Origin of the sequence: uncultured Thalassolituus sp., assembly GCF_950066645.1 — a bacterium.
In the GTDB taxonomy this organism is placed as follows: Bacteria; Pseudomonadota; Gammaproteobacteria; order Pseudomonadales; family Oceanobacteraceae; genus Thalassolituus.
In genome coordinates, this window is record NZ_CATMFB010000006.1 from 1 (window position 1) to 25399 (window position 25399).

Here is a 25399-nt window from a genome sequence, read left to right on the forward strand (position 1 = left end):
ATCCTCGCGCATGCGGGGATCCATACTGAAGTTATTACAGGGCGCTGGATCTCCACGTTCGTGGAGATGACAAATATGCAGTGGAGATGACATCGTATCTGTCATCTTCGCGCATGCGGGGATCCATGCTGAAGTTATTACAGGGCGCTGGATCTCCACGTTCGTGGAGATGACAAATATGCAGTGGAGATGACATCGTATCTGTCATCCTCGCGCATGCGGGGATCCATACTGAAGTTATTACAGAACGCTGGATCTCCACGTTCGTGGAGATGACAGATATACAGTGGCGATGACAGAGCTCCTGTAGAGGAGACATCTCATATGTCATCCTCGCGCATGCGGGGATCCATACTGAAGTTATTACAGGGCGCTGGATCTCCACGTTCGTGGAGATGACAGATATGGAGTGGTGATGACAAATATGCAATGGAGATGACATCGTATCTGTCATCCTCGCGCATGCGGGGATCCATACTGAAGTTATTACAGGGCGCTGGATCTCCACGTTCGTGGAGATGACAAATATCCAGTGGAGATGACAGATAGGAGATTGAGGTGACAAATATGAAGCGCCGACGACTGAGTTAAGCGCGAGCCCAGAACTCAGATCAGATATTTTTTCACGTTCTGCTGACCGCGCTGCTGACCGGCAATACCGTTCTGCTCATTCTGTAGCTGCTCGAGTAATGCCTGCTCTTCCTGCAGCAGGTTTTCGAGAAATTGTTGTTGGTCATTGGTCAGGCTGATCAAGTCAGATACCTGCGAAAACCAGGCCTGCATGACTTCGTTGCGTTTCTGAATGCGCTCTTCCACCCCTTCACGCACACCCTGCCGGATGAGGGAGCGGATTTCTTCTGACAGGTTTTTTACTTCAGTAAACAGGTCATTATTCATATTACGATCAGTTCCGCTTTTAGCGCTCCAGCTTGTTTCATTGCTTCAAGTATCGCCATCAGATCGCCAGGCGCTGCGCCGACTTCATTTACTGCTTTCACGATATCGTCGAGAGTTACGCCGGGACCAAATTTAAACATCCGGCTGTCTCCGCCGTCGTCCACATTAATATTCGTCTGTGGCACGACAACGGTTTCTCCTTCTGCCAGCGCATTGGGCTGCGCTACCTGAAAATCTTCGTTAATGGTGACTGTGAGGCTGCCGTGGGTAACGGCCACAGGCTCGATCATCACGTTCTGCCCCATAACAATGGTGCCAGTGCGTGAGTTAATAATGACTTTTGCCCGCTCTTTTCCGGTCTCAATCTCGAGATTTTCTATCAGAGAAAGATAGGCCACCCGCTGACTGGTGTCCCGTGGCGCACTGACGCGAATGCTGGTTGCATCCAGCGCTTCTGCCGTATTTGGCCCGAGAAGGTCGTTTATTTTTTCTGTCATCGCACGTGCGGTAGTGAAATCAGGCTGATCAAGGTTGAATATCAGGCTGTCACCACGACCGAAGGTGCTGGGCACAGAGGCTTCGACACTCGCCCCATTAGGTATTCTTCCCACGCTGGGAACATTGACCGTAATGCTGGAGCCATCGTTGCCTTCTGCACCGAAGCCACCTACGACCAGGTTACCCTGAGCAACGGCGTAGATATTGCCATCTGCGCCTTTCATTGGGGTGAACAGCAGAGAACCACCACGAAGACTTTTGGCATTACCCAAAGACGAGACCGTGACATCAACCCGCTGCCCGGGCTTGGCAAACGGAGGAAGCTCGGCGGTGACAGATACCGCGGCGACATTTTTCAGCTTAGGGTCGGTTCCCGCCGGCAAGGTGATTCCGAACTCGTTCATCATGTTACGGAAGGTCTGAGTGGTGAACGGCGCTTTATCACCGGTGCCATCCAGGCCTACGACCAGACCGTAACCAATCAGCTGGTTACTGCGGACGCCCGCAATGCTGGTGATGTCTTTTATGCGCTCTGCATATGCGGCGGTTGTCAGGCCGCCGAACAGCACAATGACAAGTAATTGACGCCAGATTTTCATCATTTTTGCCTGTTTTACACAGTTTCTGCGAAATATAGAGAGGGTAATGCAGGGGGTGTGCCAAGAGCTGCGGTCTGAAGTACAAGCAGGACGCTGGATCTCCACATTCGTGGAGATGACATCCCACCTGTCATCCTCGCGTATGCGGGGATCCATTCTGAAGCACAAGTAGGACGCTGGATCTCCACGTTCGTGGAGATGACATCCCAGCTGTCATCCTCGCGTATGCGGGGATCCATTCTGAAATATAAGCAGGACGCTGGGTCTCCACGTTCGTGAAGATGACATCCCAGCTGTCATCCTCGCGAACGCGGGGATCCACTAGAAACTGACGTCAGAACGGCCACCAGGGGGACATAAAGATACGGTCAGCCCAGCCCTGCTTCGTGCTGTTGTTGAGGTTGCCACGGCCACCAAAAGATATACGCGCATCAGCGACTTTGCTGGACGCCACTGTGTTGTCAGGAGTGATGTCCTGCGGGCGAACCAGACCACTGATGCGGATGTACTCGTCGCCCTCACTGAGGGTGAGCCACTTTTCGCCGCGAATGCGCAGAATCCCGTTGGGAAGAATATCAGCCACCGTGACACTGATCTGACCACTCAGGCTATTGGAGCGGTCGGCCTCACCTTTGCCGCTGAATTGCCGGTCGTTGGCCGTCTCGCTGTCGAGTGTCAGGTTTTTCCAGCCAGGGATCGTGCCCATTACGCTCGGGGCTGACAGGCTGTTGTTCGAAGATTTATCCGCACTGGTTTCTGCCGATTTCGACGATTGATATTCTTCATCGAAGATGACCGTAATAATGTCTCCGACCCGGGTGGCCTGTTGATCTGTGTATAAGCCGAAGCTGTAGCGTGGCTGAAACAGAGATCCATCGTTACTCGGGGGTGCCTGCAGACTCTGAGCCGAGACCGGGGCAAACGCCGGGTCGTCAGGAAACACATTGCGCTCTGGGTCGATTGTTGCGCAGGATGCAGTCACGAATGCAAAAATCACAGCGATGCTAAGACGTATCATCTTACACCTCCATCAAGTGTTCTGAGTCAGGAACTGCAGCATCTGATCGGCAGCAGAGACGACTTTAGAGTTCATTTCGTAGGCGCGCTGAACGGTAATCATCTTCACCAGTTCTTCCACCACCTCAACATTGGAGTTTTCCAGTGCGCCCTGGATGACTGGACCGAAGCCGTCTTCTCCGGGAACACCCGCATTAGGTGCCCCACTGGCTGCGGTTTCGAGGAAGATGTTTCCCCCTGCAGCCTGAAGCCCTGCCGGGTTAATAAAGTCGATGGTTTCAATCTGGCCGAGCTGCTGCGGGTTCGGATCGCCGAACATAGTAGCCTGCACAATGCCGTCCTGACTGATGGTCAGCTGATTGGTCAGCTCAGGGATGGTGATCTGAGGCTCCAGCGGATAGCCATTAACGTTAACCACCACGCCTTCATTGTTGATGTGGAACGTACCGTCCCGGGTGTAACCGATGTTGCCGTCAGGCAGAACAATCTGAAAGAAACCACGACCATTCACTGCAATGTCGAGTGGTTGGTCTGTGATTTCCAGCGAGCCGGTGGTGAACACCTTCTGGGTTCCGGCGGTACGAACGCCTGTTCCCAATTGCAGACCTGATGGCAGACGGCTGTCTGCAGAGCTGTTCGCCCCCGGCTGTCGCTGGATCTGGTAGATCAGGTCTTCAAATACCGGACGGTCTTTTTTGAAGCCTGTTGTGGCCACGTTGGCCAGGTTATTCGATACGGTGGTCAGTGCCAGGTCCTGTGCTTCGAGTCCTGTTTTACTGACCCAGAGTGCGTTCATCATAATTCAGACTCCTGTTACTGATTCGACATGATCTGTGTGGTGGCGGACGCCAGCTCATCCACACGCTTCATCATTTTCACCTGCATTTCATACTGACGATTCAGCTGAATCAGGCTGGTAAGTTCGGTGACTGCATTAACATTGCTGCCTTCTGTGAAGCCGCCGATAACGCTGATGGCTGGATCTGGCTGTGCCGGCGGAGTGCCAGCCTCGCGGAAGCGGAAAAGACCGTCTTCTCCTTTCTCCAGTGTTTCAGGGTCCGGGTTTACCAGTTTCAGCTGCACAGGCTCGGCCACTTCTGCCGGGACTTCACCTTTCGGGCGGATAGTAATGATGCCGGCCTTGCTGATATCGATCTGCTCGTATTCCGGTAACGTCACCGGACCACCATCTCCGATCAATTGCAGACCACTGCCGTTAACTACACGGCCCAGTGCATCCACACTGAGGTCACCCCGGCGGGTATAAGCTTCCTGACCGTCCGGGCCGACGACCGCAAACCAGCCGTCGCCTTCGATAGAGAGATCCAGATTGTTGCCGGTCTGAACCAGCGGCCCCATGCTCATGTCACTGGCTGGGCGCTCGGTCATCGCGTATGCACGAGTAGGAAAATGCTCGCCAAATACGCCCTGAGCACGGCTCTGGGTGTAGTCGGAGCGGAAACCCGTGGTGGCAACGTTAGCGAGGTTGTTGGCGTGTGCTGCCTGCCCCCAGGTGTTCTGTTTGGCGCCAGACATGGCAATGTAGAGTGCGCGGTCCATAACGGATACCTTTGCAATTCGTTCAGTTAGTCAGAACATTGCGAAGGGTGTGCCAACTATTGAAAATCTATATTTTTCAATAACTTATGGATTTATATCGCCAAAGTTAGGCGGCAAGCCGCTATGCCGCCAACGGATGGCGGCAACGGCTTGCCGGTAAAAAAGGATCTGTCATCCGTACTGTGACCTGTCATCTCCGCGAATGCGGAGATCCAGCGCTGTTCTGATCATGGACTCCCGCGTTCGCGGGAGTGACAAATTCGCCATCATCAGATATTCAGAATCGTCTGTGTCACCTGATCGACGGTTTCAATCGTCTTCGCACTCGCCTGGAAGTTCCGCTGCGCGATGATCAGCCCCACCAGCTCTTCAGACAGGTCGACGTTAGAGTCTTCCAGTGCTGATGACCTGATCTGCCCGAACGACGCGGTTCGTGGCGAGCCAACGGTCGGGATGCCAGACTCGAACGATTCTGCCCAGGCCGTATCACCCACCGGGGTCAGTCCTTCAGGGTTACGGAAGTTCGCCAGAGCGACCTGTCCCAGTGTCTGCGCCTGTCCGTTGGTGAATCGGGCGAAGATAATCCCCTCCTCATCCACTTCCAGACCTGTCAGACGACCTGTGGCATACCCGTTCTGATTGAGCTCGTTGACCGAGAACTCACTGCCAAACTGGGTGGAGCCCGCCAGACTGATCTGGAAGTTTGAGTTAGTTGGTGGATCAGTCAGAGGCAGACCACCTTCCAGCACGTTCACTGATGTCTGAGCACCGGTGGCATCGCCATTCTCATCCACCGGATCCCAGTTGGTGATAAAGATGTCTCCGGTGGCGATGTCGTCCAGCGTACCGTCCTGGTTAAAGAAGAGTTCATAGCGCGCTGCTGTTGGCTCCAGGTTTTCCGGGAATGGCAGAGCCGGATCCGGATCACCGACGTTATTGCCGTCGATAAGCACATACATGGCCCAGACGTTCTGCTCGTTCGGGCGGGTCGGATCCAGTGGCTCTTTGACGAAGTACTGGGTCATAACGTGAGCGTTACCCAGGCTGTCGTAAATGGTGGTTGAGGTCGCGTGGTTGTAGGTCTCCTGGTTGTCCGGGTCGAAGGAATTGAGGACGTAGTCCGTATACTCATCGTCCGTCAGCGCCCCGAAAATACCGGAGACAACAGGCTGTGGATCGCGCAGCACGTAGCCTTCATTGAAAATGAAGTTCACGGTTCCCCCCACAGCCGCGGCAACATCGGCAGCCGTTGTACCACCAAGGACGACGGGGCCGGTCCCTTCAACACCCTGAACGACCAGAGAGTCTGTCACCACAGGGCTGTTGATAGACACTTTGATGTCGCGGCCGATTTCATTGGTGATCAACAGGTCACCATCACTGGTCAGGGACGCGCGGAAGCCTGGCAGAGTGGTCGCCCGGAAGGCGTTAATTTCATCCACCATTTCTTCGAGACTGGTGGATTCCAGCACCTGTCCGTTAATGGTCAACGTCATGTCATTACCCGGGCTGTTATACCCGGATGCAGGCAACGTCATTACGGTTTCGGCAGAGGCCGTTACACCGGGCTGCTGGTTGAATATCGAAACAATTTCATTCGCCTCAGCATGTTCAGGGATAACAATTTCAGTCTCTTCACCATCCGGGTCAATCAGAGTAACCCGTTGCTCTGGGTATTCGTTGGTTACGCCTTCAATACCTGTGGTCAGTAAGGAGCCGTCGTCCGGATTCACCTGCAGAATCCCGAACAGCTCTGCCTCGCTGACATCCTGACCACTTGCGGAGATGTTTGTAATAGAGATGATTGAGGCCTCACCCGCTTCTACCGCAGAGAGCTGGAGCTTGTACTGAGGAGGCACAACGCGTGGCTCAATTTCTACTGCAGATGCCTGCACACCGATGTAGCTGTCAGCGTCCTGACTGTTCAGCTGCCGGTTAATACTTGCCGCCAGCTGCTGTACAGACCGGTACTCTTCATCAAGGGTGACAACAACTGAACCGCTGCGTCCGTCAGCGTCAGGGGCAGGTACCGTCAGGTTAATACGGAAGCTGTTGGTACGGTCCACTTCATCCTGACCCGTAACCACGAACATACTGTCAAAGCCCAGTTCGTTAACAGCCTGAGGTTCCGTCGCTGTTGGCGTGATCGAAATGCCCTCGCCTGCGCCTACCAGGCTGTTGGTGAATACCAGTTGTCCGCCGACGGCATCCACTTCGACTTTACCGGCCAGACCACCAGCACCGATGTAAATATCAATCTGCTGCTGGATCGCCACGGCGACAGCTTCGAGGTTTGCGTAGTTTGCCGGTGGTATGGTGATGGTGAACGGACCACCCCCATTGCCGGTGGTACTTGTCACTTCCAGATCAAACTCGTTGTTAGCAAGTACCGGCTCGACCCCGGTATCCAGACGGTTATTGCTCAGGAAGCCCAGATTAATCAGGTCGTAACCGATGGAGCTTACTGAGTTGTCCGCGATCTGAACGAAGTCACCACGGGATGCCGGCGCCTGCACCTGGAATTCGATACGGCCAGCATTGTTGATGGCCAGTACCTGCTCGTTACCGGCACCTGCTGTCGCGGTTATCTGAGCATTGATCTCTGCAACGACTTCAGCGGTACTGACACTGGCGTAGTTGCCCGGAGCCGCGCCAACCCAGGCGGCTTCACTCAGGTTAATCGGGTACAGATCGCCCGCCTCGGTGGCAATACGGAAGGCCAGAACGTTACCGTTTGCCGTGCTGACGTCGAGCGCGCTGTAGGTGTTGTTTGCAGTGAGTACAGCAAACTCACCTGGGTCACTTGCCACGATATTGAGCGGTGGTGACGCGGTGGTCCGGGTGGTGGTCTGTGTACCAGGAATCGACTGGAAGTCTGCAGTCACCGGGCTCGCACCAACAAACAGAGTCGTACCGGCCGTTCCAGCGGCTACTGTTGCGGTTCCGGGAGTATCAAAAATTGCGTCCCAGCCCGGTGTTGTCGCAATTGAGAAGGAGGTACCGTTCGTTGCGTTATATCCTGCTCTCTGAACCAGTAACTGGCCTGTCGCAGGGTCTTCTGAAGCACGCAGTTGCTGTGATCCGAAGACAGCATCCAGTGCCGCCTGAACATCGTTAATCACTTCCTGGTTGGTTGCACCAGCGGCAACACCAGTGAGCGTAATGGTCTGAAGGCCGTTACCATCACCGATATCGAAGTCCATAGAGATCGCACCGTAACCAGTAGCTGCTGCTGATGCGACGGTCTCATTAAAGAGCACCTGAGCTGCAACGCCTGCTGTCGTCGGTTGCCCTGCTGACGCCAGTATGGTTTTGGTTGATTCTACGATACCCGCATCCGCGGCACCGATGGACAGACCATTAGAGACCAGCTGCAGACCCTGCTCCTGCAGGACTCCTTCACCGGCATCCAGGTTGAGGATGGCCGAAGTCAGTGTGGTCAACCGTGGTGGCTGGTTTGCTACCTGAATATTGATGTCACCCAGAACACCATTCACCACCCCATTGGCATTGGCGGCATAGCCCTGCAGGCGCGAACCGTTGTTTGCCACGACGTAGCCATCTTTATCCAGTGAGAATATGCCCGAGCGGGTATAGGTCACACTGCCACGATCGTTGAGAACGAAGAACCCGTTACCGTCGATTGCCATATCGAGCGCATTTTCGGTTCCGCTGATGTTCCCCTGCGAGAACTCCTGACGGACGTTATCCACCATGACACCACTACCGACCGGCTTCAGACCTGTGCCCAGCAACGTCGTGGTATATACGTCAGCAAACTCTGCACGCGACTCCTTAAAGCCGATTGTGCTGGCGTTTGCCACGTTATTACCCGTTACTTCCAGGTCGGTTGAGGCTGCGCGGATACCACTTAAACCAATATTAAAAGCCATATCGTCTCTCCACTGCCGGGTCAGGCATCAAGAATTTGTTTGATCTGATCCATCGTGGCGCGCTGGCCACCAGTCAGATTCAGTGTCACGGTGCCGGTGGCGCTCATGGTCACGCTATCGACCCGAGAGCTCATCTGCATATCAAGTTGTTCGGTATCACCACCGATGCTGCCGGTCAGCTCGAATTCGTACTGGCCCGGTGGGTAAACACGTTCAATCGGGTTGCCGTCGTCATCCAGCATGATGTCGCCGTTGTCGTCGTAGACGTACTGCTCAAGATTCAGCTGGCTACGGTCCAGCTCAATAATTTCGCCGTCGACCATCAGGTTGTATCCATCCCAGCGCACAGACATCGCACCCTGAGCGTGGTTACCAACCGGGATCTGCTCAAGCAGCTGACCGTTTGCGCTCTTAATGTTGAGCATCATGTTGCTTGCGCTGGCTGGCACGTCGACATAGCCACTGACTACACCACCACTGGTAAGCAGACCGGTATCATTCCCCTCAACAATCACAGACTGGCCAACCAGACTGGATGCCTGCAATGCGGCATTTGAGGTGAACTGCGACATCATCGAATCGGCAGAGTCATTCAGGTTGTCGATGCCTTCGACCGTGGAGAACTGTGCGAGCTGTGCGACAAACGCCTGGTTATCGGTTGGCTCCAGCGGGTTCTGGTTGTTCAGCTGCGCAACCATTAACTCGAGGAAGGCATTACGGCCCAGTTCGTTCTCTTTCTCAGGAGTCGATGTGTTCGTCCGGTACTGGTCGAGAACACTGTTACTGCTGACTTCATTAATTGACATCAGACTCCTCCTTATTGACCCAGAGTCAGCGTGCGCTGCAGCATCTGCTTGGCGGTCTTGAGTACTTCAACGTTCATCTGGTAACTGCGCGAAGACGACATCATGTCTGTCATTTCTTCCACCACATTCACGTTCGGGTAATAGACATAGCCGTCGTCGTTTGCCATGGGATGATCTGGCTGAAAACGCGCCTGCAGCGGTGCGTCTTTTTCAACGATACCGCGCACCTGAACACCCGCGCCCATCGCAGCATCCGTTTCCATAAAACCGTTAACGTCGGTCGCTTTCGCGCTGATTTCTTTTTCCAGAACCGAAAACCAGGGCTTGCGTGCACGGTAGGTTTCATCAACCGAGCTGGAAGCACTTTCGGCGTTGGCAATGTTACTGGCGGTCGTGTTCAGACGGATGGACTGTGCAGTCATCCCGGTTCCGGCAATATTAAGTACGCTGGTCAGTGACATAATTATTCTCCGCGGATCGCGCCTTTCATGCCTTTGAACTTACCATTCAGAAATTCAAAGCTGGCGTTGTAATCAAGACTGTTACGAGCAAACAGGGCCTGTTCGGTCTGAGAATCTACCGTGTTGCCGTCAATAGAAGGCTGCAGTGGATTGCGATACAGAAGATCACCGTCAGCACCGCCGCCGGATTCAGCTGTTCCTGCAATGTGACCGCTGTGAGTGCGCGACATTCCAAGAGCTTCGTCTTTGCGGGTTTCGTTCGCAAGAATGGCCTGAAAGTCGAAATCGCGGGCCTTGTATCCCGGGGTGTCAGAGTTGGCGAGGTTGTTGGCCAGGACTTCTGCACGACGTGCACGCAACATCATTGCGTTGTCGTGAATGCCGAGTGCGTTGTTGAAGTTGATTGAGCCCATGTCCTGCTCCGGTCTGTTTGCTGTTGTGATCAATACAGCAAGAGCCGGGCCAGTTTTAAAAATTCAATACTTTCAATGGGTTAAGTAAAATCAGAGGTGGCAAAACAGCGGTAACGGCAGGCAATTACCGGCCGGTGGCAATGCTTGGCTGACGACACGGTCAGCGCGCTTTAGCCCGATATAAGATGCCTGGATGGCAGGCAATCATTTCGTAGTATTCGCCCAACTGCGTCATCGCCTCGGAAGCACCCAGAAACAGGTATCCGCCCGGCGGCAGCAGCTCGTGCATGCGGATAAGGATGTCGCGCTTGCGCTCGTTGGAGAAATAAATAAGAACGTTGCGGCAGAAGATCACATCAAACTTACCGAGTGAGCTGTAACTGCTCTGCAGATTAAACTCCCGGTACTCGATGCCGGATTTCAGCTCCGTACGAATCCGCCAGCTGTCTTCGCCCTCGCGGGTAAAGTAGCGCTCCAGGTATTCCTCTGGCATTCCCCGGCGGATAGCCAACCATGGATAGGCACCCTGGCGGGCAGTCAGAAGCGCCGAGGTGGATATGTCGGTCGCCAGAATCCGCATAGACCCCCTAAGCTTACCGGGAAAACGACGGTTAAACTCAGCTTCCTCCATTTTCAGGGAATAGGGTTCCTGCCCTGTCGAACAGGCTGCGGACCAGACGCGTATCTGCCCGGTTTTTTCAGCGAGTTCGGGGAGGATCTTTTCGCGGAAGATTTTATAGGGGTGAGAATCGCGGAACCACAGAGTCTCATTGGTCGTCATGGCGTCAATCACCAGACTGGACAGCTGGCGGTCACGATCCATGCAGTACAGTAGTTCGGTGATGTTTGGCAGATTCCGCTGCGCCATCAGTCGGCGCAGGCGGCTGACGACAAGATACTCTTTGCCATCACCCAACAGTATTCCGGATGACGTTTCAAGGTGTCGACGGAACTGCGAGTATTCATCCGCCGAAACCACAAGAGACTGAGAAGAATCTGTCATCCTGCCACGCTTATCCCAGATTCAGTCGTTGTACAAGGTGATCGGCAAGGACATCCGGATCGAACTTAGCAATAAAGTCATCCGCCCCCACTTTTTCAACCATGGCTTTATTAAACACCCCACTCAATGACGAGTGCAGCACAACGTAGAATCCTTCCATTGCCGGCTCCGATCGGATCCGGGTCACCAGCGTGTAACCGTCCATCTCGGGCATCTCAATATCCGAAATCAGCATCATGTAGTGATCCTGAACCCGCTCTCCGCTTTCGTGGATACCATAGAGGTGTTCCCACGCCTGACGGCCATCTTCAAGAGCCACGACTTCAAGTCCAATGTTCTGAAGACAACGGGTAATCTGCTTACGCGCTATCTTCGAATCATCGACAATCAGTATCTTACGGCTCTGCGCCTGATTGCGGATATCGTCGTTGAGAATGCCATCGCTGATTTCTTCGCGTATCGGAGACACCTCAGCGAGGATCTTCTCTACGTCGATGATTTCCACCAGCTTGTTCTCAATTTCGGTTACGGCAGTCAGGTAGTGTTCCCGGCCAGTCCCCTTCGGTGGTGGATGGATCGACTCCCAGTTCATGTTAATGATCTTGTCCACCGACGAGACCAGGAAGCCCTGCGTCTTACCGTTGTATTCGGTGATAATGACAAAGGCTTTCTCTACGTCAGGTAACGGAGCACTGCCCGTCGCCATGCTCATATCCATGATGGGGATAGTCCCCGAACGGATATGGACCACCCCCCTGACCACAGGATTACTCCCGGGCAGAAGAGTCAGCTTGGGACACTGAATGATCTCTTTTACCTTAAATACGTTTATGCCGTAGAGCTGTGCCCCTTTGACACGAAAAAGCAGCAGCTCCAGCCGGTTTTCACCGACCAGTTTCGTCCGCTGGTTGACCGATTCAAGAACACCTGCCATCTGTGCCTCTCTGCTAGGTATATCCGGCACGACCTTTGCTCAACTCACTGAAAGTGTCGTTTTATCAATGGAAACGCCGGATTCATGACGTCTTTTACGCTGTATTCAATGAGCATAGTAGAGAACTGCCGAAGCGCTTGGATTTTTGCAGCACTTTGTGTGGGACTCACCTGTCCCGCGGTGCAGGCCGCGGACTGGCGCCCTCTGGTCAGTGACAACCTGTTACAGCGCTGGCACCAGATCGGTGGTGATGACCACCGCAGTAGTGTCAGTTTTCCGACCCTGAGTGCAAGTTATCAGTTCCCGGATTGCGTTCAGATCCCCGAAGTGAACCTGATCCGTACACTCCAGCCTGGACGCAACGGCGTCGAACTGCGCTGCCACCAGCCCTTCTGGACTCAGACTCTGGCGGTTGACCTAGAGGTCTATCAGGAGGTCGTGGTACTGACTGAAGATGCCGTCCGCGACCAGCCTGTCAGCGCGGCCCAGGTGACATTGGTTGAAATGAACACCGCAGATCTGTCGCAGGGCTACATGACTAGCCCGGAAGAAATAGACGGCATGATGCTCAAGCGCAGCCTTCGTGCCGGTACACCGCTGAATCCGGATATGCTGGAACCCGCTGACATAGTTGAACGCGGCCAGCCAGTCACCATACGCCTGAACCGCCCGGGCATACGCATAGAGATGAAAGGCTCTGCCCTCTCGGCAGGACATCTTGGCGAACGCATCAGAGTGCGCAACGAACAGACCGACAAAACCCTCTATGCAGAGGTTGTGGCCGACGGTTTAGTACAGGTCAGGTAACAATTCAAAAAAATATTAAAGTAATGAAAAAGGCTGCCGATAACTACAATGCAGGAGTGTAAATGAAGCTCGGAGATATGATGATGAACATCAACAAATTCACTAACGGCCTCGACAGCAGCCGCAGTCGCAGCAACGAGCCCGTTAAGCCAACCACCAGTCAGGGTGCGGACAGCAAGGCTAAGGAGTCAGCCGGATTTACCGATCAGGTGAAGCTCAGCGCCAGCAGCAAAAGCATCCAGCAGATAGAAGCTGAGATAAAAGACATGCAGGATGTCGACGACGCCACTGTGGAACGTATCCGCAGCGCTATCCAGAATGGCGAATATAAGATCGACTACGAAAAGCTGGCAGGAAAAATGCTTGATTTCGAGGACCGTCTCGACTCTTGAGGTCCTGGCTTATGCCACTGGATACTGCACACTTCGTACGGCTGCTGTCTTCCGAGCTGGACACAGCCACCCGTCTCCATGACCTGCTCAGCCAGGAACTGGACACTCTGAACACTGGTGATTCAGCCGCCCTGCAGGCTCTGAACCCAGCCAAACAGGAGCTTCTGATGCTGCTCCGGCAACAGGCTTCCGAGCGCCTGAACTGGATGACTGCGTCGCAACTCCCCCACTCAGCTGAATGCCTCGAAGCGCCTGACATTGCCACCGAACCCGATATCATCGACCTGTGGCAGCATCTTGCCGCTCGCTACGAAACCAACCGCGATCTTTCCGCCCGCTTAGGCGATGTGGTTCTTGCAATGCGGTTCCGTACTCAACAGAAACTTAAAATCTTGCACGCTCAGCAGAATGATCCACACTTATATAATCAACAAGGTCAAGCCAGTGGTGTCAGCCGCGGTTTCAGAAGTATTGAGGCATAACAGGAAAATCGTCATGCCAGACGAGAATAATCAGGAGTATCAGCTCAATACCCCCGAGGACGTCTACGGCGCGCTGCGCAAGATCGTTCTGATGGGTAGCCCGGTGATCATCCGCATTGATGGTGATGACAGTGAGTACCGCTCTGCCATTACACACACCAGCTTTAAAACGCGCAGCTTCTTCATGGACAAAGTCATTCCCCTGCAGGGCAATGACCTGATTCGCAGTGGCAAGCGTTTTTCTATCGAATGCGACAGCCAGGGAGTGCGGATTGAATTCCGTATGACCGGGCGCCTGCGATATCAACCCGAGAAAGAGCAGTATCGCTGCGAATTCCCTGACGAAGTCCTGTACCTTCAGCGCCGGACGGCGTACCGCGTACTCGTTCCGCCCGCTCATCAGATACTGATAAAACTGCGCTTCAACCATGAAGACGAAGGCGTTCAGGGCCGTCTGATTGATATGTCATCCAGTGGTTTCAAAGCCCGCTTTGACAGCGATATCAGCGAACTTCTGCGTGAAAACAAAGAAATCTCGATGGCGCGTGTCCGGTTTAACCGGGAAAACACCATCGACTGCAGCCTGGAAGCACGCCACATCGTGAACGACGAAGACGGGAACACACAGTGCGGTTTTTCCTATCTGTCGATCTCGCCTCAGGCCCAACGTTACATCGACCGTCTGATCACAGAATTTCAGTGGGAAGAACGACGCCTGAAGGAACAGCAGAAAGGCGAGCTCGACGACCTGTGAGCCTGTCTTTGCTGACAGGCCGCCTCTCAACCGTTAGAATGCCCCGCAATCTCCCTATAGCTCAACAGGATAGAGCAGTCGCCTCCTAAGCGACCGATCGGGGTTCGAGTCCCTGTGGGGAGGCCACACCTCCTTTCAAAGCCTTCCGTTTGATGTTTCCTTGCTGTTTTTCACTCAGATGCCGGTAGTTGTTGCCAATTCTCGTCTTCAAGGCAAATAAAAACCCCCGTCAGACTTCCCAGTGAAAGCATAACGGGGGTATTTATGGGGGTATCGGACAAACCCGCTATCAGTAGTGCATGTTGGCACCGACGGTAAATACCCGGAAGTCATCACCGAGGTCAGTGGTCAGCTCGCCGTAGATTTCCATGACGTCGTACAGATGGAACGATGCTGTTCCCACCCCATAAGTACGGGTTTCGTCTTCGTTGGTGACGGTGAGTATGCGTGGGCTGATTTCCAGAGAGCGGCTTGGTTCAATAAAGAGGCGGATACCGGCGCTCAGACGCAGAGAGCCTTCCGAGCCTTCTTCATAAATGTCGGTAGCTCCCTCATCCTCAACTCGCAGATGAAACTCGTTGTCTTTGTGGTTGTACGCGAGCGCTGCGTTTGCAACCAGGTCTGCCTGACTGCCAAGCGGATAGTATGTCCCGAAACCAAGATTCAGATTGTATTCGTTGATATCAACCCGCAGCTGATCGTCGCCGGAGTATATGGAGTCTTCAGAAAACGTCTTGTCGATGTGAAAGGTGTATACGAGGCGGTCACTGATCTCTTCGGCGTAGTCCGCAGCAAAAACATGGCCAGCGACTTCATCGCTGAAGCCATCGAAACCAATCCGCTGCATTCCGTAGGAAAAACCGAAGTAGTTGTAATCAAAGCTGCTTTCGGCTGCGCTGGCCCCCGCGGTAAGAGAAGCCATCAGGATCGCCAGTGAGATTTTGTTTCGCATGCGTAATTCCATTTGTTATGTATTCGGTTCAGGACAGTTAACGTGAGTCTACAGGGGGCGTAATTCGACATACAACTGTCTTTTACGCCATTCATGTCGCAGATCATGATACGGAGGAAAGGCGGTCGTCATCCGTGACGACCTGGGTGCTGCACGATTCAGAGGTCATTGCCGCTCACTGACATAGCAGTGGCAGATCCGCAGTTCCAAACACTTCGCTATAGAGGTTGCAGTAGCGGGATTCTGAGTCGAAACCGGTTTCTGTCAGCAACTCCTGCTTGAGCGAGTTCATATAGTCGCTGGCGACCTGCATTCCGGTGCCCTGATCTTCCTGGGTATCGAAGACCATCAGCCGGCTTGCGTCACTGTCAGGGCTCCAGTCTGTCCAGGCCGGGAGGCTACCGTCGCTACCTGAACCCGGCTGACCATCACGTGCGAGGCTCGCCCAATAGGACGACATCGTCGAAGCAAGGTAGTCACGGCCTGGCTTATTCTTCTCAGTGAAGAGCGCAAACGTCAGTGAAGGTGTCACGGCGAGATCCGGATTATTCATGGTGTAGCCGATTTCCAGTCCATGGGCTGCCCCCAGGACCTCTGCCATGTCCAGTGCAACCAGATCTGGCTCTTCATCCCAGTCAAACCGGTAGACGTATACATTTTCCTGATGCGCCGACATGGCGTCGGCCAGCTGATACATACTGGTAATGCCCCATGCGCGCGAGTAATAGCCAGCAGCAAGCTGGTAATCACCCGAGTTCTGAATCAGCGGCAAGGTATCCGCGACTTCGGTGGTGTAGTCATCGCGTGACAGAAGAAAGAGCTTATATTCATCACGGTTGGTTCCCAGAATCACTGGCACTTTGTGGTAATGACCTCCTGCGAAGACCTCCTCAACACTCATGTCTGGCATAACCGTGCCGTCCTGAATAATGGTCGGCATATCAAAGAAAGCGCCCAGCTTAGTGTCATACAGACTGATCAGTGACTCGGGCGACAGGCTTCTGAGATATCCTGACATCAGCGAGGGCGGCATGGTATTCAACAGATGAATGGCTGAGTCTCTGCTTGCCGCCAGGCCGTCGCGCTGAAAAGCCTGAAGCAGAATTTCGCGGCTACTGGAGACATACCCCGGAACGGCATCCGTCACCAGATTTTCTGCTACATCGCGGCTTTGCCAGATCGAGTGATCGGTGATCCACCCCAGTGCCGCACTCTGTACCGCAGCCTTGTGAAACAGCCCTTCAGTTAACGGAGACGCCATCATCGCCAGTGTCGCCGACGCACCCGCAGATTCACCGAAGACCATGACATTGTCCGGGTCACCGCCAAATGCAGAAATATGGCGGTTAACCCAGCGCAGCGCATTCACCTGATCCAGGGTGCCATAGTTACCCGAACGGGTTTCAGCTGATTCGCTGCCAGCATGCATTTCAGGCAAAGAGAACCAGCCAAGCGGGCCTGTGCGGTAGTTAAAGTTCACGACGATGACACCGTACGTGTCCGCCAGATATTTACCGGTATAGGTACTGCTTTCGCCCAATGAGTTGCCGCCACCATAGATCCAGAGCATCACTGGTCGCTTCTCACCTTCGGCTACGCCCGCCGGCTTCCAGATGTTGAGATAGAGACAATCTTCACTCCCCAACATTTCGCCGTACAGCGAAGTGGGTGCGCTGTTGAGCTTATCGCCAAGCTGTATACACATATCCCCCGGAGCCACGGCAAGAATGTTTTCATCGGACTCTGGCATCAGTTCGGGTGCTGTCCAGCGGCGTGGACCGACAGGGGGAACTGCCGCCCGGATGCCCTGATAACTGACAACACCATTGTCTTCTGTGAAGCCATAAAAACGCCCTTGTGCGGTATCAACCTGCGTGCTGGTATCAATGCGGAAGTCCACGTCACTGACAGAGCTGGTATCACTACTTTTGAAAATACGTCTGCCCGGTGTGCCGGTAAATCCTTGCGGCGCTTCGATTTCGACGTAATAACTGCCAGCGGGCAGTTCAAACTCGTAGTATCCATTCCTGTCGGTTACCGTCGACAGACTATCCGCGCCCTGAGTCACCATGACTGTGATGCCGGCAAGCGGAAGCCCGTCTTGCTCGACGGTTCCGTCGACCTGACACCCCGCAAGCAGAAACGCAGGAAGCATGGCCGCAAGGGCTCTGCGCAGCCCTCGCTGGATAGGGAGATTCGTGCTTTGAATGTGCATGTCTGATCCTTTGTTATTGTTATGTTCTGATTTAATTGTCGGACTGAAACAGGCTCTGAAAACCTGCCGAGACAAAGCTCTCCGCATCCCGGAACGCCTTGTCATAATGTTCAGTCAGTGTCCCCCCGGCGGGCTCCAGTGGCCCACCTACCCGGAAGTCGTCGGTAAAAATGCTGAAGTAGGTCACCAGAGCAAAATGCCAGAAACGCTCTAGACGTTGCGTTGATACGTTGCTGTAGAGTTTGCCAATGCGACTCAGAAACAGGTTGGAAACCGGGGTATAGAAGTCGGCTACGAGTACCAGAATCGGTGCCTTCTGGCGCATCATCTGAGGCACCAGACGCAGGTAATTCCGCCACCCTTCCCCGTCACTGCTCACCGCGAGCAGTGGTTCATAAAAAGCCGCCATAATGTGGCAGAACTGTTCGTCTCTGCTCTGAGTGGTGTCGACTCTGGACAGGCGCTCACAACGCATCAGGTTAATCACGGTTGCGCGACGATTGATCACCTCGTAGAAGAGTTTCTCCTTACTGCCAAAGAGATCGTTTACTTCCGCAACGCGCACGCCGGCTTTACGGGTAATGTCTCTGACGGTGACCAGGTAAAACCCCTGTGTAGAAAAGAGCGCCTCTGCAGCATCGAGCAGAGCCTCGCGGTTATTTGTCTGTCGTTGGCTCATCATCCACCTGTGTCATTAATCGCCACAACCTTGGAACACACGTTCCATATGCATTGATATTTCCATACAAAATGACCAGCAACACGGAAAATGTGGCCAAATTGATAAAAATTACGGACGAGACGCGGACTATCCTGACTCCGCCGATGTTGCTAACCTTCGGCAGCAATTTACTGGGAATAACAGAGGCACCTTTGAATGATGCGTACCGAGATAAGCTTTACATCTGGATCAGACACCTGTGCCGCCTGGCTGTATCTGCCAGAGGGTGACTCCCCGGCCCCTGTCATTGTGATGGCTCATGGTCTGGGCGCCGTCCGCAGTATGCGCCTTGATGCCTTTGCAGAACGCTATTGCCAACAGGGCTATGCATGTCTCGTCTTCGACTACCGCCATTTTGGTGACAGCACCGGCGAGCCCCGCCAACTATTAAGCATCGGCCGCCAGTTAGAAGATTGGGCAAATGCCGTCCGCTTTGCGCAGCAGGATGACCGGGTAGACGGGCGGCGCGTGATCGTCTGGGGAAGTTCCTTCAGCGGTGGGCATGTGCTTAAAACCGCCGCAACGGTTACCGGAATCGCAGGGGTGATGTCACAGTGTCCTTTTACTAACGGCATTGCGTCTACCCTGGCACTGCACCCACTCAGTTCCCTGAAAGTCAGTGCTCTGGCAATCGCCGATATACTGACGATGCCCCTCAGAAAAACTCCGGTTATGGTCGATCTGGCCGGGAATCCCGGAGACGCTGCGCTGATGACAGCGCATGATGTGATGGAAGGCTACAACGGTATTAAACCTGAGGGCTCAGAGATTCCCGGATATGTCGCGGCACGCTTCGGATTTGCGATCGGTCAGTATTTCCCGGGGAGCTGTATGGCCAGAATTGACGTCCCCGTACTCTTACTTGCCTGCCTGAACGATACCGTGGCGCCGGTAAAACCAACCTTAAAATACGCTAAGGCACTGAAAAACGGCACAGTCCACGAGCTGCACACCGGCCATTTTGATATTTACCGCGGTGAGTGGTTCGACAAGGTAGTGGACCTGCAGCTTGACTGGCTGAAGGCCCACTTCCCTGTGTGACGGGTCAGAGGCTGTAATCTAACCCAGCGGGCTCATAGTGGTCGGTGACGCCCGCCTGGTACGTACGCTCCCAGGTCTGTAAGTAGGCTTCTGCCGAATTCATCACCGCTTCATAGGTACGCGCTGGCGCCCGCTGACGCAGATCTTCGATGAAGTCAGGCAACAGGCCATAGTGCGCGATACCATCGGTGTTCAGATCGAAAACACGGTTGCCCGATGTCTGGCGGTCAAATCGGATTCCGAATTCTGACACAAATGGATATTCTAACGGCCGTTCAGTTGCATCGCTGCGTGGGCCTGGCTGGCCACCCAATCCGCTCATATCCGTTCCGATACCCACACCACGCCAATAGGGGGTCAGCTCGACCAGATCAAGATAGCGGCCCACACGGTGCTGCATATCGTTGGCATCGCTGTTGTATGGAGCGGTAAATCCACCCGCTTCGATCAGGCGCTGCGTGTTGTAATGCACAGCCCCATCCTTGCCCTTGAGCATCCAGCTGTGGGTCGATAAGACGCCGCTGTAGCCACGTGCTTCTGCAATATCCATCACGGCGGTCGCCGTGTGGTTACTCATATGATCCAGCTCAACCATCATTTTGAGATCAATCATGCGGTTTACGAGATAGCTACCGAGTGGGCTTAATCCGTGCTGGTTGCAGTGTCCGATACTCTCGTCATATTCCGGATTGAGATGCACGGCGTCGAGAATTTCACGGATACCGTCAATATCACCAATCAACGGGAAGCCGTCGGTCATATGGCGGCCCGTTGTCTCATCGTCGCACTCTTCTGTTTCGAAAAAGCGCCCGGTGGAGAGCAACTCACCGACGTTGATAAAGCCTCCCTCGACGACTGATCCCGCCAACTGATTATCAAACTTATGCGTCGGATAGAGCGAGCGTACGCCAAGGTCGTACACTTCCTGGAGCAGAGTCTCGATTGTCTCGCGGGTACAGTAATCATTGAGACCACAGTTAAAGGTCTCGGAGGCTTCGATGCCCATCACCACGGCAAGACGCCCGGCAGCAATCGTTTCACGCGCTTCCTGTGGTGAAGTCACAACATGGAAGAAGCCCTTCCCCGGCCCTCCTGCCTGCGCGTCGATATACTCTTCCAGCTCCCGCAACCGCTGTGCCTGGAGACGGATAGAATCCATCACGTTACAGCTGTTCGGATTAATCCATGACGCCGGGTTAATGTTGCTCTGTGCCCAGCACAACACTTCGTTTTCGACCAGGTTGGTGACGATAATCCGCAGGCCTGACTGATACGCGCGCTCCATCCACTTGTAGTAATACCCCATGTGGCTCATCTGTTGATGATTCGGCCACCAGGGAAAGTCCGGCCAGCCTCGGGTATCGTAGCGATGTGAAATATCGTCGAAGGTGTATAAGTTGCCGATGATATCGAGAGCACCATCTTTACCGTGAAGCTCTTTGGAGTCTTTCAGTGCTTCTTCAACACCAAAGCGGTTAAAGGGCTCTCCGGCCATAAATTTGCCGCCCATAAATTCATAAGACGTGATGTGCGCATGGGCATCAATGTAACCGCGTACCGGTTCAGACACTTCACCGCGCAGAGCTTCCATATTGCCCTGCGAGTTAAGCGTGACTTCAGGAAACTCCGCACAACCATCCGTAGCCACGAAGTTGAGCCGCGTTTCGCGGTCATAGCGCAGCAGATCAAGCGCCCCGGTGTAATAGAAATCGCCTTTGTCCGTATGGTGCGCCAACTGCAGGTGACTTGCGGCGTTCCGGAATTCAAAACCGGAGTCAGCGGACGTGACTGACCACTCACTCCGGTCTTCTGCCTTGTCGACGGCGCGTATCGCGCTGGCACTGCCGCCACTCAGGTAGCGTCCGTCGATGTCTCTGAACAGAAAGTGATCCTGACGACTGGGCTTGAGATAAAAGCGACTGGCGAGCGCCTCTGACTCTGCCGAGACGGAATACGCGGGTTTTCCATCAGTGATCCCACTGTTTGGCTCGTACTGAACAAACAGGCCTGATGCGGGAGACTGCAAAACAAAACAGCCCTGCGCCAGACCAGACGCTGGCCCGGTATAATGTTCTTCCAGCTGAGGAGCCGGTGCGGATGACATTGCCGCCACCTGGGGGATAACAGCGCAGGCTGCACCGAGCGAGAGCAGATAAGCTGCCCCACGGGAGAGAGACTTCATAGATCACCTGTTATTATTTTTGTTATTCCCCACAAATCTACGCTGTTTATACAGATAACAGCCAGAGCGGACGGACAGGTTGTCCTCAAGTCACACAAGTTTGGCCTCAGAAGACCGCTACGCCTCAAAGCTGGCCTGTCAGGTGCCATAGCGCTAAAGTACGCCCTGAGTTTTTCTGAAAGGATACCCGACGTGCTCTCTTCCCCCGTGATCCGTACTTCTGCCGTTATTCTTGCCGTGATATTTCTGCAGGCCTGTGCCGCGATTAAACAAATCGTTGATGTGCAGAAGCCTACCGCCAACGTGACGGGGGTATCGCTCCAGAATGTTGACCTTGAACAGGCAACACTGTTGGTGGATGTTGAAGTGGCCAACCCGAATGGATTTGCTCTCAAAGCAGCCGCCTTCGATCTCGACCTGGATATCGCTGAGTCTTCGGTTGCCCGCGTATCCCAACAGGATGCTGAGCTGAATATCGCCGCGAACGATAAAGCCGTTGTGCAGCTGCCACTCTCGCTGAAGTTCGAGGATATTGCATCGGCGCTCGGGTCTCTGGATGACTATCAGGCCGTTCCCTATGCGGTTCTCGGCTCGGTGACCATGAACTTGCCCGTACTGGGAAGCATCAGTCTGCCAGTCGAGCATAAAGACACACTCCCTGTGCCAAGAATGCCCGCCATCAGCTTTGTTGACGCCAGTCTGAAGTCCGTCGACTGGAGCGGTGCTGAATTTGCTCTCGTTCTGGATGTGAATAACCCGAACGCGTTTGATCTGAATCTGAAATCGCTCTCCTACGCTTTGTCCTCTGACGGAAAAGCGCTGGGCGGGGGTGATATGAAAGAAGTTGCCATCTCTCAGGGCGAGACGCGACGCCTAGAAATTCCTCTGGATGTCAGTCTGACCAACCTGGGTATCAGCCTGTTCCGTATGCTCTCAGGCACTGATGATGTGACCCTGGGTCTGGATGCGACAGCAGATCTGGTCCCGGAACTGGGAATCTGGAAGCCTGAACCATTGAGCTACAAAGCAGAGCGTCGACTCAGCCGCTGACCGGGTAAAACGGATAGTCTTCTCGGAAGGCATCCATCGAGAACAGCTCATCCAGCTGATCTGACAGGCGACGGCTTTTACGGCCGTCCAACCCCTGATACTTGAGTTCGGCCAGACACTCCGGGCAGATATGAAGTGTTTTCTCGGGGTTGCGCGTACTGACCAACAGACGCTGATCATGACGCAGCTGCGCCAGCTCGGGACAATGTGCGATATGAATCCGCTCGCGGGCTTCAACCCAGACTCGTGAGTTTTTTAACGCAATCGTCCGGTCCCGGAGCATACGTATTTCTCCGGCTCCGACTTCCAGTGATCCTGATGAAAGTGCTTCCCGCTCTCCGTAGGTCAGCTGATGAGCGGGGTCAAATTCAACAAAGTGACCTGCGTCTTCGGCCCCCATCGCCCGTTTCAGGCGATTAAACTCTTCACTCTGACGAAAGTCATAGAGCTTCATCACTGCACCTTGTCGAGAATGGTAGCAATGCGCCCTTCGGCGTCCGTGCGGACACGGAACTCAACCCGCCGCGAACGCTCTCCGACCTCGTCACCACTGGCATTACGGACCACTTTGGCCGATGACAGTCCGTTTGCGGTCAGGTGGCGTTTGAGCCACTCTTTGTCACGGTGAACATCGTTCAGGCCCAGGACATACGCGAGGGTCGAGCGCGTCCTCTCCTGCGAAAGATCCATGTTGCGGATGTAGGCGTCATCCTCATTCCGTGCGCCGAACCACCCACTCGACGTGTGCCCTTCGATCCGTACCTCGAGGATGTCGTCCCGGTATTCCGGCTGGGTAATGATCCTCACATAGCGTGGGAAGAAGTCATTAAGAATGGCCCTGAACTCTGGCTTCAGTTCCGCTTCACCGCGATCAAACAGAACATCGCTGTTGTTGAACCGGAAGGCCAGGTCCTCATCAAGTTCTGCTCCCCAGCGTGGCATATCATCCGCAAATTCTTCCTGAAGGTCCCGATACAGCTGAGTGCGCAGCTGATCATACAGAATGGCAACGTCCCGGATCTTGTCACGCTCCGTTTCGACGTTGATCATAAAAACGACGGACACCAGCATAAACACCATCATAAGGCCCGCCATCAGATCGGAGACAGCAACCCAGTGTCCTTCTTCTTCGCGCTTCCCGCCAAGGCCTGACTGATTGTCGAGCATCATCAGTCTCCCGTTTCACGGGCCAGACTGACGACTTCACGCAGCTTGTCTGTCAGCGGTGCATAGTCAGAAACAAACTTTTCAGACAGCGCCGTGAGCTGCAGACCAAACGCACGCAATGCTTTGTTCAGCTCTTCTTCCATGCTGTGATCCAGCTGCGTCACCTGGCGCTCGAGGCGCTCACCCAGCTTCTGCATATGCTGCATGGACTGTTGCTGCTGGCCCTTCAGGGCATCGTTGCTTTCTGCCATCTGCTGGCGCAACTGCTGAGTCAGCTCGATCTGCATTCTGGAGAGTTCTTCAAGTGCCCAGCGCTGCTGAGACTGAACAGCGTCGCTGATGCCTGTAGTCAGCACTGCAATGCGCTCTTCAAGGTGCGGCAGTCCTTCTGCGGCGTGGTTCACCATATCCGCAAGGCTACCCAGCTGCGACTGAATATTAGATCGCTGCAGCTCCAACCCGCTCAGTAACTCCTGCAATGACTCCGAGATACCGTTAAAGGCGCTGGCGTTTCTGACCATGTACTCAAACGAATCTGCCGCCTCTTTCATCAGGCCCGAAGAGCGCTCCTGCTCGGTGATCAGCTCGTCCAGTTGTTTCTTGTAGGTCTTCTGCCAATCCAGCATGGCCACCACCGATTCGTTCAGCTGCCGGAAGTTCTCACCATACTGCTCGTTTATCTTGGTATTGAATTCATTCATCACCGTGCGAATCGCTTCGACCAGTGCTTTTGCGTTGGCGTCGGCCATCCGTTGCTGGTAATGAGTCAGAACGTCAACGACCTGATCGAAACGGCCGAGTGTTTCGCTATGCTGGCGTGCAAACTGCCCACGAAGGCTCTGTTCGTCACTGCCTTTCAGCTGCTGTACCAGTGACTGCAGTGAACTGTCCAGATCATCTACGGTTGCCGCCCTGTGCTGAGTCGCATCGCGTCGGCCTGCCTGCTCCACCGCAGCACGGATTTTCAAAGTCAACGCGGCGAACAGTCCGGCAATGGACGACCAGAATGCCGTTTTAAGACCATCCATCAGTTTGGGCACTGATCCCTGGATGTCGTTGGTATTGAACTCCCAAAGCCCGATAGCGACCCCAAGAAAGGTACCGAAAATACCAATACTGGTCAGAATCGTGGGGGCAACTTCAGCGGTATGAGAGGAATAGCGGAATATATGAAAGAACAGGCCAAGGCCCAGCACTGACGTTATCAGAATCAAAGTCCATGCTGAGAACTGCTCCAGAACCATGTTAAGACCTGCTTAGTAAATAAAAGTGAACCATAAGAGTCAGTTTAGTCGCTATTTTCGCTTTCGCCGTACCGGCTTGCGATGTCACAAATACTCCCTTGCATGGCAAAAACGTCACAAAAAAGACATACAAGCAAAGACGCACCTGCGTTTCAGCGAAATTATTGAATTTTAAGAAAAAATGAGCCGTTAACCGATTTACATTCGGAGTTTGCGATTCATAGAAAATACTGGTTAGAATGCCCGCCTCACGTGCGAGTGAGTAACCGCCTCGCGCGTTGGAAATATGAAATTAGAGCAAAAATAACGGC

The 25399-nt window shown here is 54.0% G+C and carries 24 protein-coding genes and 1 tRNA gene; 7 read left to right on the top strand and 18 right to left on the bottom strand.

Annotated elements, in window-relative coordinates:
- Positions 1-606: 606 nt before the first annotated feature.
- From Q1L85_RS06700 to Q1L85_RS06750, 11 genes are all read right to left on the bottom strand, one after another.
- The gene (locus Q1L85_RS06700; RefSeq protein WP_300432660.1) at positions 607-897 is read right to left on the bottom strand and encodes a hypothetical protein; all 291 of its coding nucleotides are present in this window, start codon (positions 895-897) and stop codon (positions 607-609) included.
- Positions 894-1994: a flagellar basal body P-ring protein FlgI gene (locus tag Q1L85_RS06705; protein WP_300432662.1), complete on the bottom strand. Its 1101-nt coding sequence runs from the start codon at positions 1992-1994 to the stop codon at positions 894-896. The genes Q1L85_RS06700 and Q1L85_RS06705 overlap by 4 nt, the downstream gene beginning before the upstream one ends.
- Before the next feature lie 334 nt (positions 1995-2328).
- Positions 2329-3012, bottom strand: coding sequence for a flagellar basal body L-ring protein FlgH (flgH, locus tag Q1L85_RS06710; protein WP_300432664.1), 684 nt, complete (start codon positions 3010-3012; stop codon positions 2329-2331).
- Positions 3013-3024: 12 nt separating this feature from the next.
- On the bottom strand, positions 3025-3810 hold the full coding sequence (gene flgG / locus Q1L85_RS06715; RefSeq protein WP_300432666.1) for a flagellar basal-body rod protein FlgG: 786 nt from the start codon (positions 3808-3810) through the stop codon (positions 3025-3027).
- A gap of 14 nt (positions 3811-3824) precedes the next feature.
- Positions 3825-4571: a flagellar basal body rod protein FlgF gene (locus tag Q1L85_RS06720; protein ID WP_300432668.1), complete on the bottom strand. Its 747-nt coding sequence runs from the start codon at positions 4569-4571 to the stop codon at positions 3825-3827.
- A gap of 269 nt (positions 4572-4840) precedes the next feature.
- Entirely contained in the window at positions 4841-8464 is a 3624-nt protein-coding gene (locus Q1L85_RS06725) for a flagellar hook-basal body complex protein (protein ID WP_300432670.1), read from the bottom strand.
- A 20-nt stretch (positions 8465-8484) separates the two neighbouring features.
- A complete protein-coding gene (locus tag Q1L85_RS06730; RefSeq protein WP_300432672.1) occupies positions 8485-9270 on the bottom strand; it encodes a flagellar hook assembly protein FlgD in 786 nt (261 codons plus the stop codon).
- Positions 9271-9281: 11 nt separating this feature from the next.
- A complete protein-coding gene (flgC, locus tag Q1L85_RS06735) occupies positions 9282-9731 on the bottom strand; it encodes a flagellar basal body rod protein FlgC (RefSeq protein WP_300432673.1) in 450 nt (149 codons plus the stop codon).
- Positions 9732-9733: 2 nt separating this feature from the next.
- The gene (flgB, locus tag Q1L85_RS06740; protein ID WP_300432674.1) at positions 9734-10144 is read right to left on the bottom strand and encodes a flagellar basal body rod protein FlgB; all 411 of its coding nucleotides are present in this window, start codon (positions 10142-10144) and stop codon (positions 9734-9736) included.
- A 160-nt stretch (positions 10145-10304) separates the two neighbouring features.
- Positions 10305-11147, bottom strand: coding sequence for a protein-glutamate O-methyltransferase CheR (locus Q1L85_RS06745; protein ID WP_300432676.1), 843 nt, complete (start codon positions 11145-11147; stop codon positions 10305-10307).
- A 10-nt stretch (positions 11148-11157) separates the two neighbouring features.
- Complete coding sequence (locus Q1L85_RS06750) at positions 11158-12081, bottom strand: chemotaxis protein CheV (protein ID WP_300426019.1); 924 nt, start codon at positions 12079-12081, stop codon at positions 11158-11160.
- 159 nt (positions 12082-12240) lie between these two features.
- On the opposite strand from Q1L85_RS06750, the gene flgA reads away from it, so the two are divergent.
- From flgA to Q1L85_RS06775, 5 genes are all read left to right on the top strand, one after another.
- Positions 12241-12888, top strand: a complete 648-nt coding sequence (gene flgA, locus Q1L85_RS06755; RefSeq protein ID WP_300426020.1) for a flagellar basal body P-ring formation chaperone FlgA — start codon at positions 12241-12243, stop codon at positions 12886-12888.
- 62 nt (positions 12889-12950) lie between these two features.
- A complete protein-coding gene (gene flgM / locus Q1L85_RS06760; RefSeq protein WP_300426021.1) occupies positions 12951-13280 on the top strand; it encodes a flagellar biosynthesis anti-sigma factor FlgM in 330 nt (109 codons plus the stop codon).
- An 11-nt stretch (positions 13281-13291) separates the two neighbouring features.
- Positions 13292-13762 (top strand): flagella synthesis protein FlgN, encoded by a 471-nt coding sequence (locus tag Q1L85_RS06765; protein ID WP_300426022.1) that lies wholly within the window; start codon positions 13292-13294, stop codon positions 13760-13762.
- A 13-nt stretch (positions 13763-13775) separates the two neighbouring features.
- Positions 13776-14516: a flagellar brake protein gene (locus Q1L85_RS06770; protein ID WP_300426023.1), complete on the top strand. Its 741-nt coding sequence runs from the start codon at positions 13776-13778 to the stop codon at positions 14514-14516.
- Positions 14517-14566: 50 nt separating this feature from the next.
- Positions 14567-14642, top strand: a tRNA-Arg gene (locus Q1L85_RS06775).
- 163 nt (positions 14643-14805) lie between these two features.
- Here Q1L85_RS06775 and Q1L85_RS06780 read toward each other — a convergent pair.
- From Q1L85_RS06780 to Q1L85_RS06790, 3 genes are all read right to left on the bottom strand, one after another.
- Positions 14806-15468, bottom strand: coding sequence for a hypothetical protein (locus tag Q1L85_RS06780; protein ID WP_300426024.1), 663 nt, complete (start codon positions 15466-15468; stop codon positions 14806-14808).
- Between the two features lie 175 nt (positions 15469-15643).
- Positions 15644-17683 (bottom strand): carboxylesterase family protein, encoded by a 2040-nt coding sequence (locus tag Q1L85_RS06785; RefSeq protein ID WP_300426025.1) that lies wholly within the window; start codon positions 17681-17683, stop codon positions 15644-15646.
- A gap of 31 nt (positions 17684-17714) precedes the next feature.
- On the bottom strand, positions 17715-18362 hold the full coding sequence (locus tag Q1L85_RS06790; protein WP_300432681.1) for a TetR/AcrR family transcriptional regulator: 648 nt from the start codon (positions 18360-18362) through the stop codon (positions 17715-17717).
- Positions 18363-18560: 198 nt separating this feature from the next.
- Between Q1L85_RS06790 and Q1L85_RS06795 the strand changes: the two genes are divergently transcribed.
- Positions 18561-19445, top strand: a complete 885-nt coding sequence (locus Q1L85_RS06795) for an alpha/beta hydrolase (protein ID WP_289143547.1) — start codon at positions 18561-18563, stop codon at positions 19443-19445.
- Between the two features lie 4 nt (positions 19446-19449).
- Here Q1L85_RS06795 and Q1L85_RS06800 read toward each other — a convergent pair whose 3' ends face one another.
- Positions 19450-21627, bottom strand: a complete 2178-nt coding sequence (locus tag Q1L85_RS06800) for a membrane dipeptidase (RefSeq protein ID WP_300426029.1) — start codon at positions 21625-21627, stop codon at positions 19450-19452.
- Between the two features lie 192 nt (positions 21628-21819).
- On the opposite strand from Q1L85_RS06800, the gene Q1L85_RS06805 reads away from it, so the two are divergent.
- The gene (locus Q1L85_RS06805) at positions 21820-22677 is read left to right on the top strand and encodes an LEA type 2 family protein (protein ID WP_300426030.1); all 858 of its coding nucleotides are present in this window, start codon (positions 21820-21822) and stop codon (positions 22675-22677) included.
- Here Q1L85_RS06805 and Q1L85_RS06810 read toward each other — a convergent pair.
- The 3 genes from Q1L85_RS06810 to Q1L85_RS06820 are packed head-to-tail and all read right to left on the bottom strand — an operon-like array spanning position 22667 to position 25088.
- Positions 22667-23131 (bottom strand): hypothetical protein, encoded by a 465-nt coding sequence (locus Q1L85_RS06810; RefSeq protein WP_300426031.1) that lies wholly within the window; start codon positions 23129-23131, stop codon positions 22667-22669. The two genes, Q1L85_RS06805 and Q1L85_RS06810, sit on opposite strands and share 11 nt — an antisense overlap.
- Positions 23131-23847, bottom strand: a complete 717-nt coding sequence (locus Q1L85_RS06815) for an OmpA family protein (protein WP_300426032.1) — start codon at positions 23845-23847, stop codon at positions 23131-23133. Before Q1L85_RS06815 ends, Q1L85_RS06810 begins: the two co-directional genes overlap by 1 nt.
- Positions 23847-25088: a hypothetical protein gene (locus tag Q1L85_RS06820; RefSeq protein ID WP_300426033.1), complete on the bottom strand. Its 1242-nt coding sequence runs from the start codon at positions 25086-25088 to the stop codon at positions 23847-23849. The genes Q1L85_RS06815 and Q1L85_RS06820 overlap by 1 nt, the downstream gene beginning before the upstream one ends.
- Between the last annotated feature and the right edge of the window lie 311 nt (positions 25089-25399).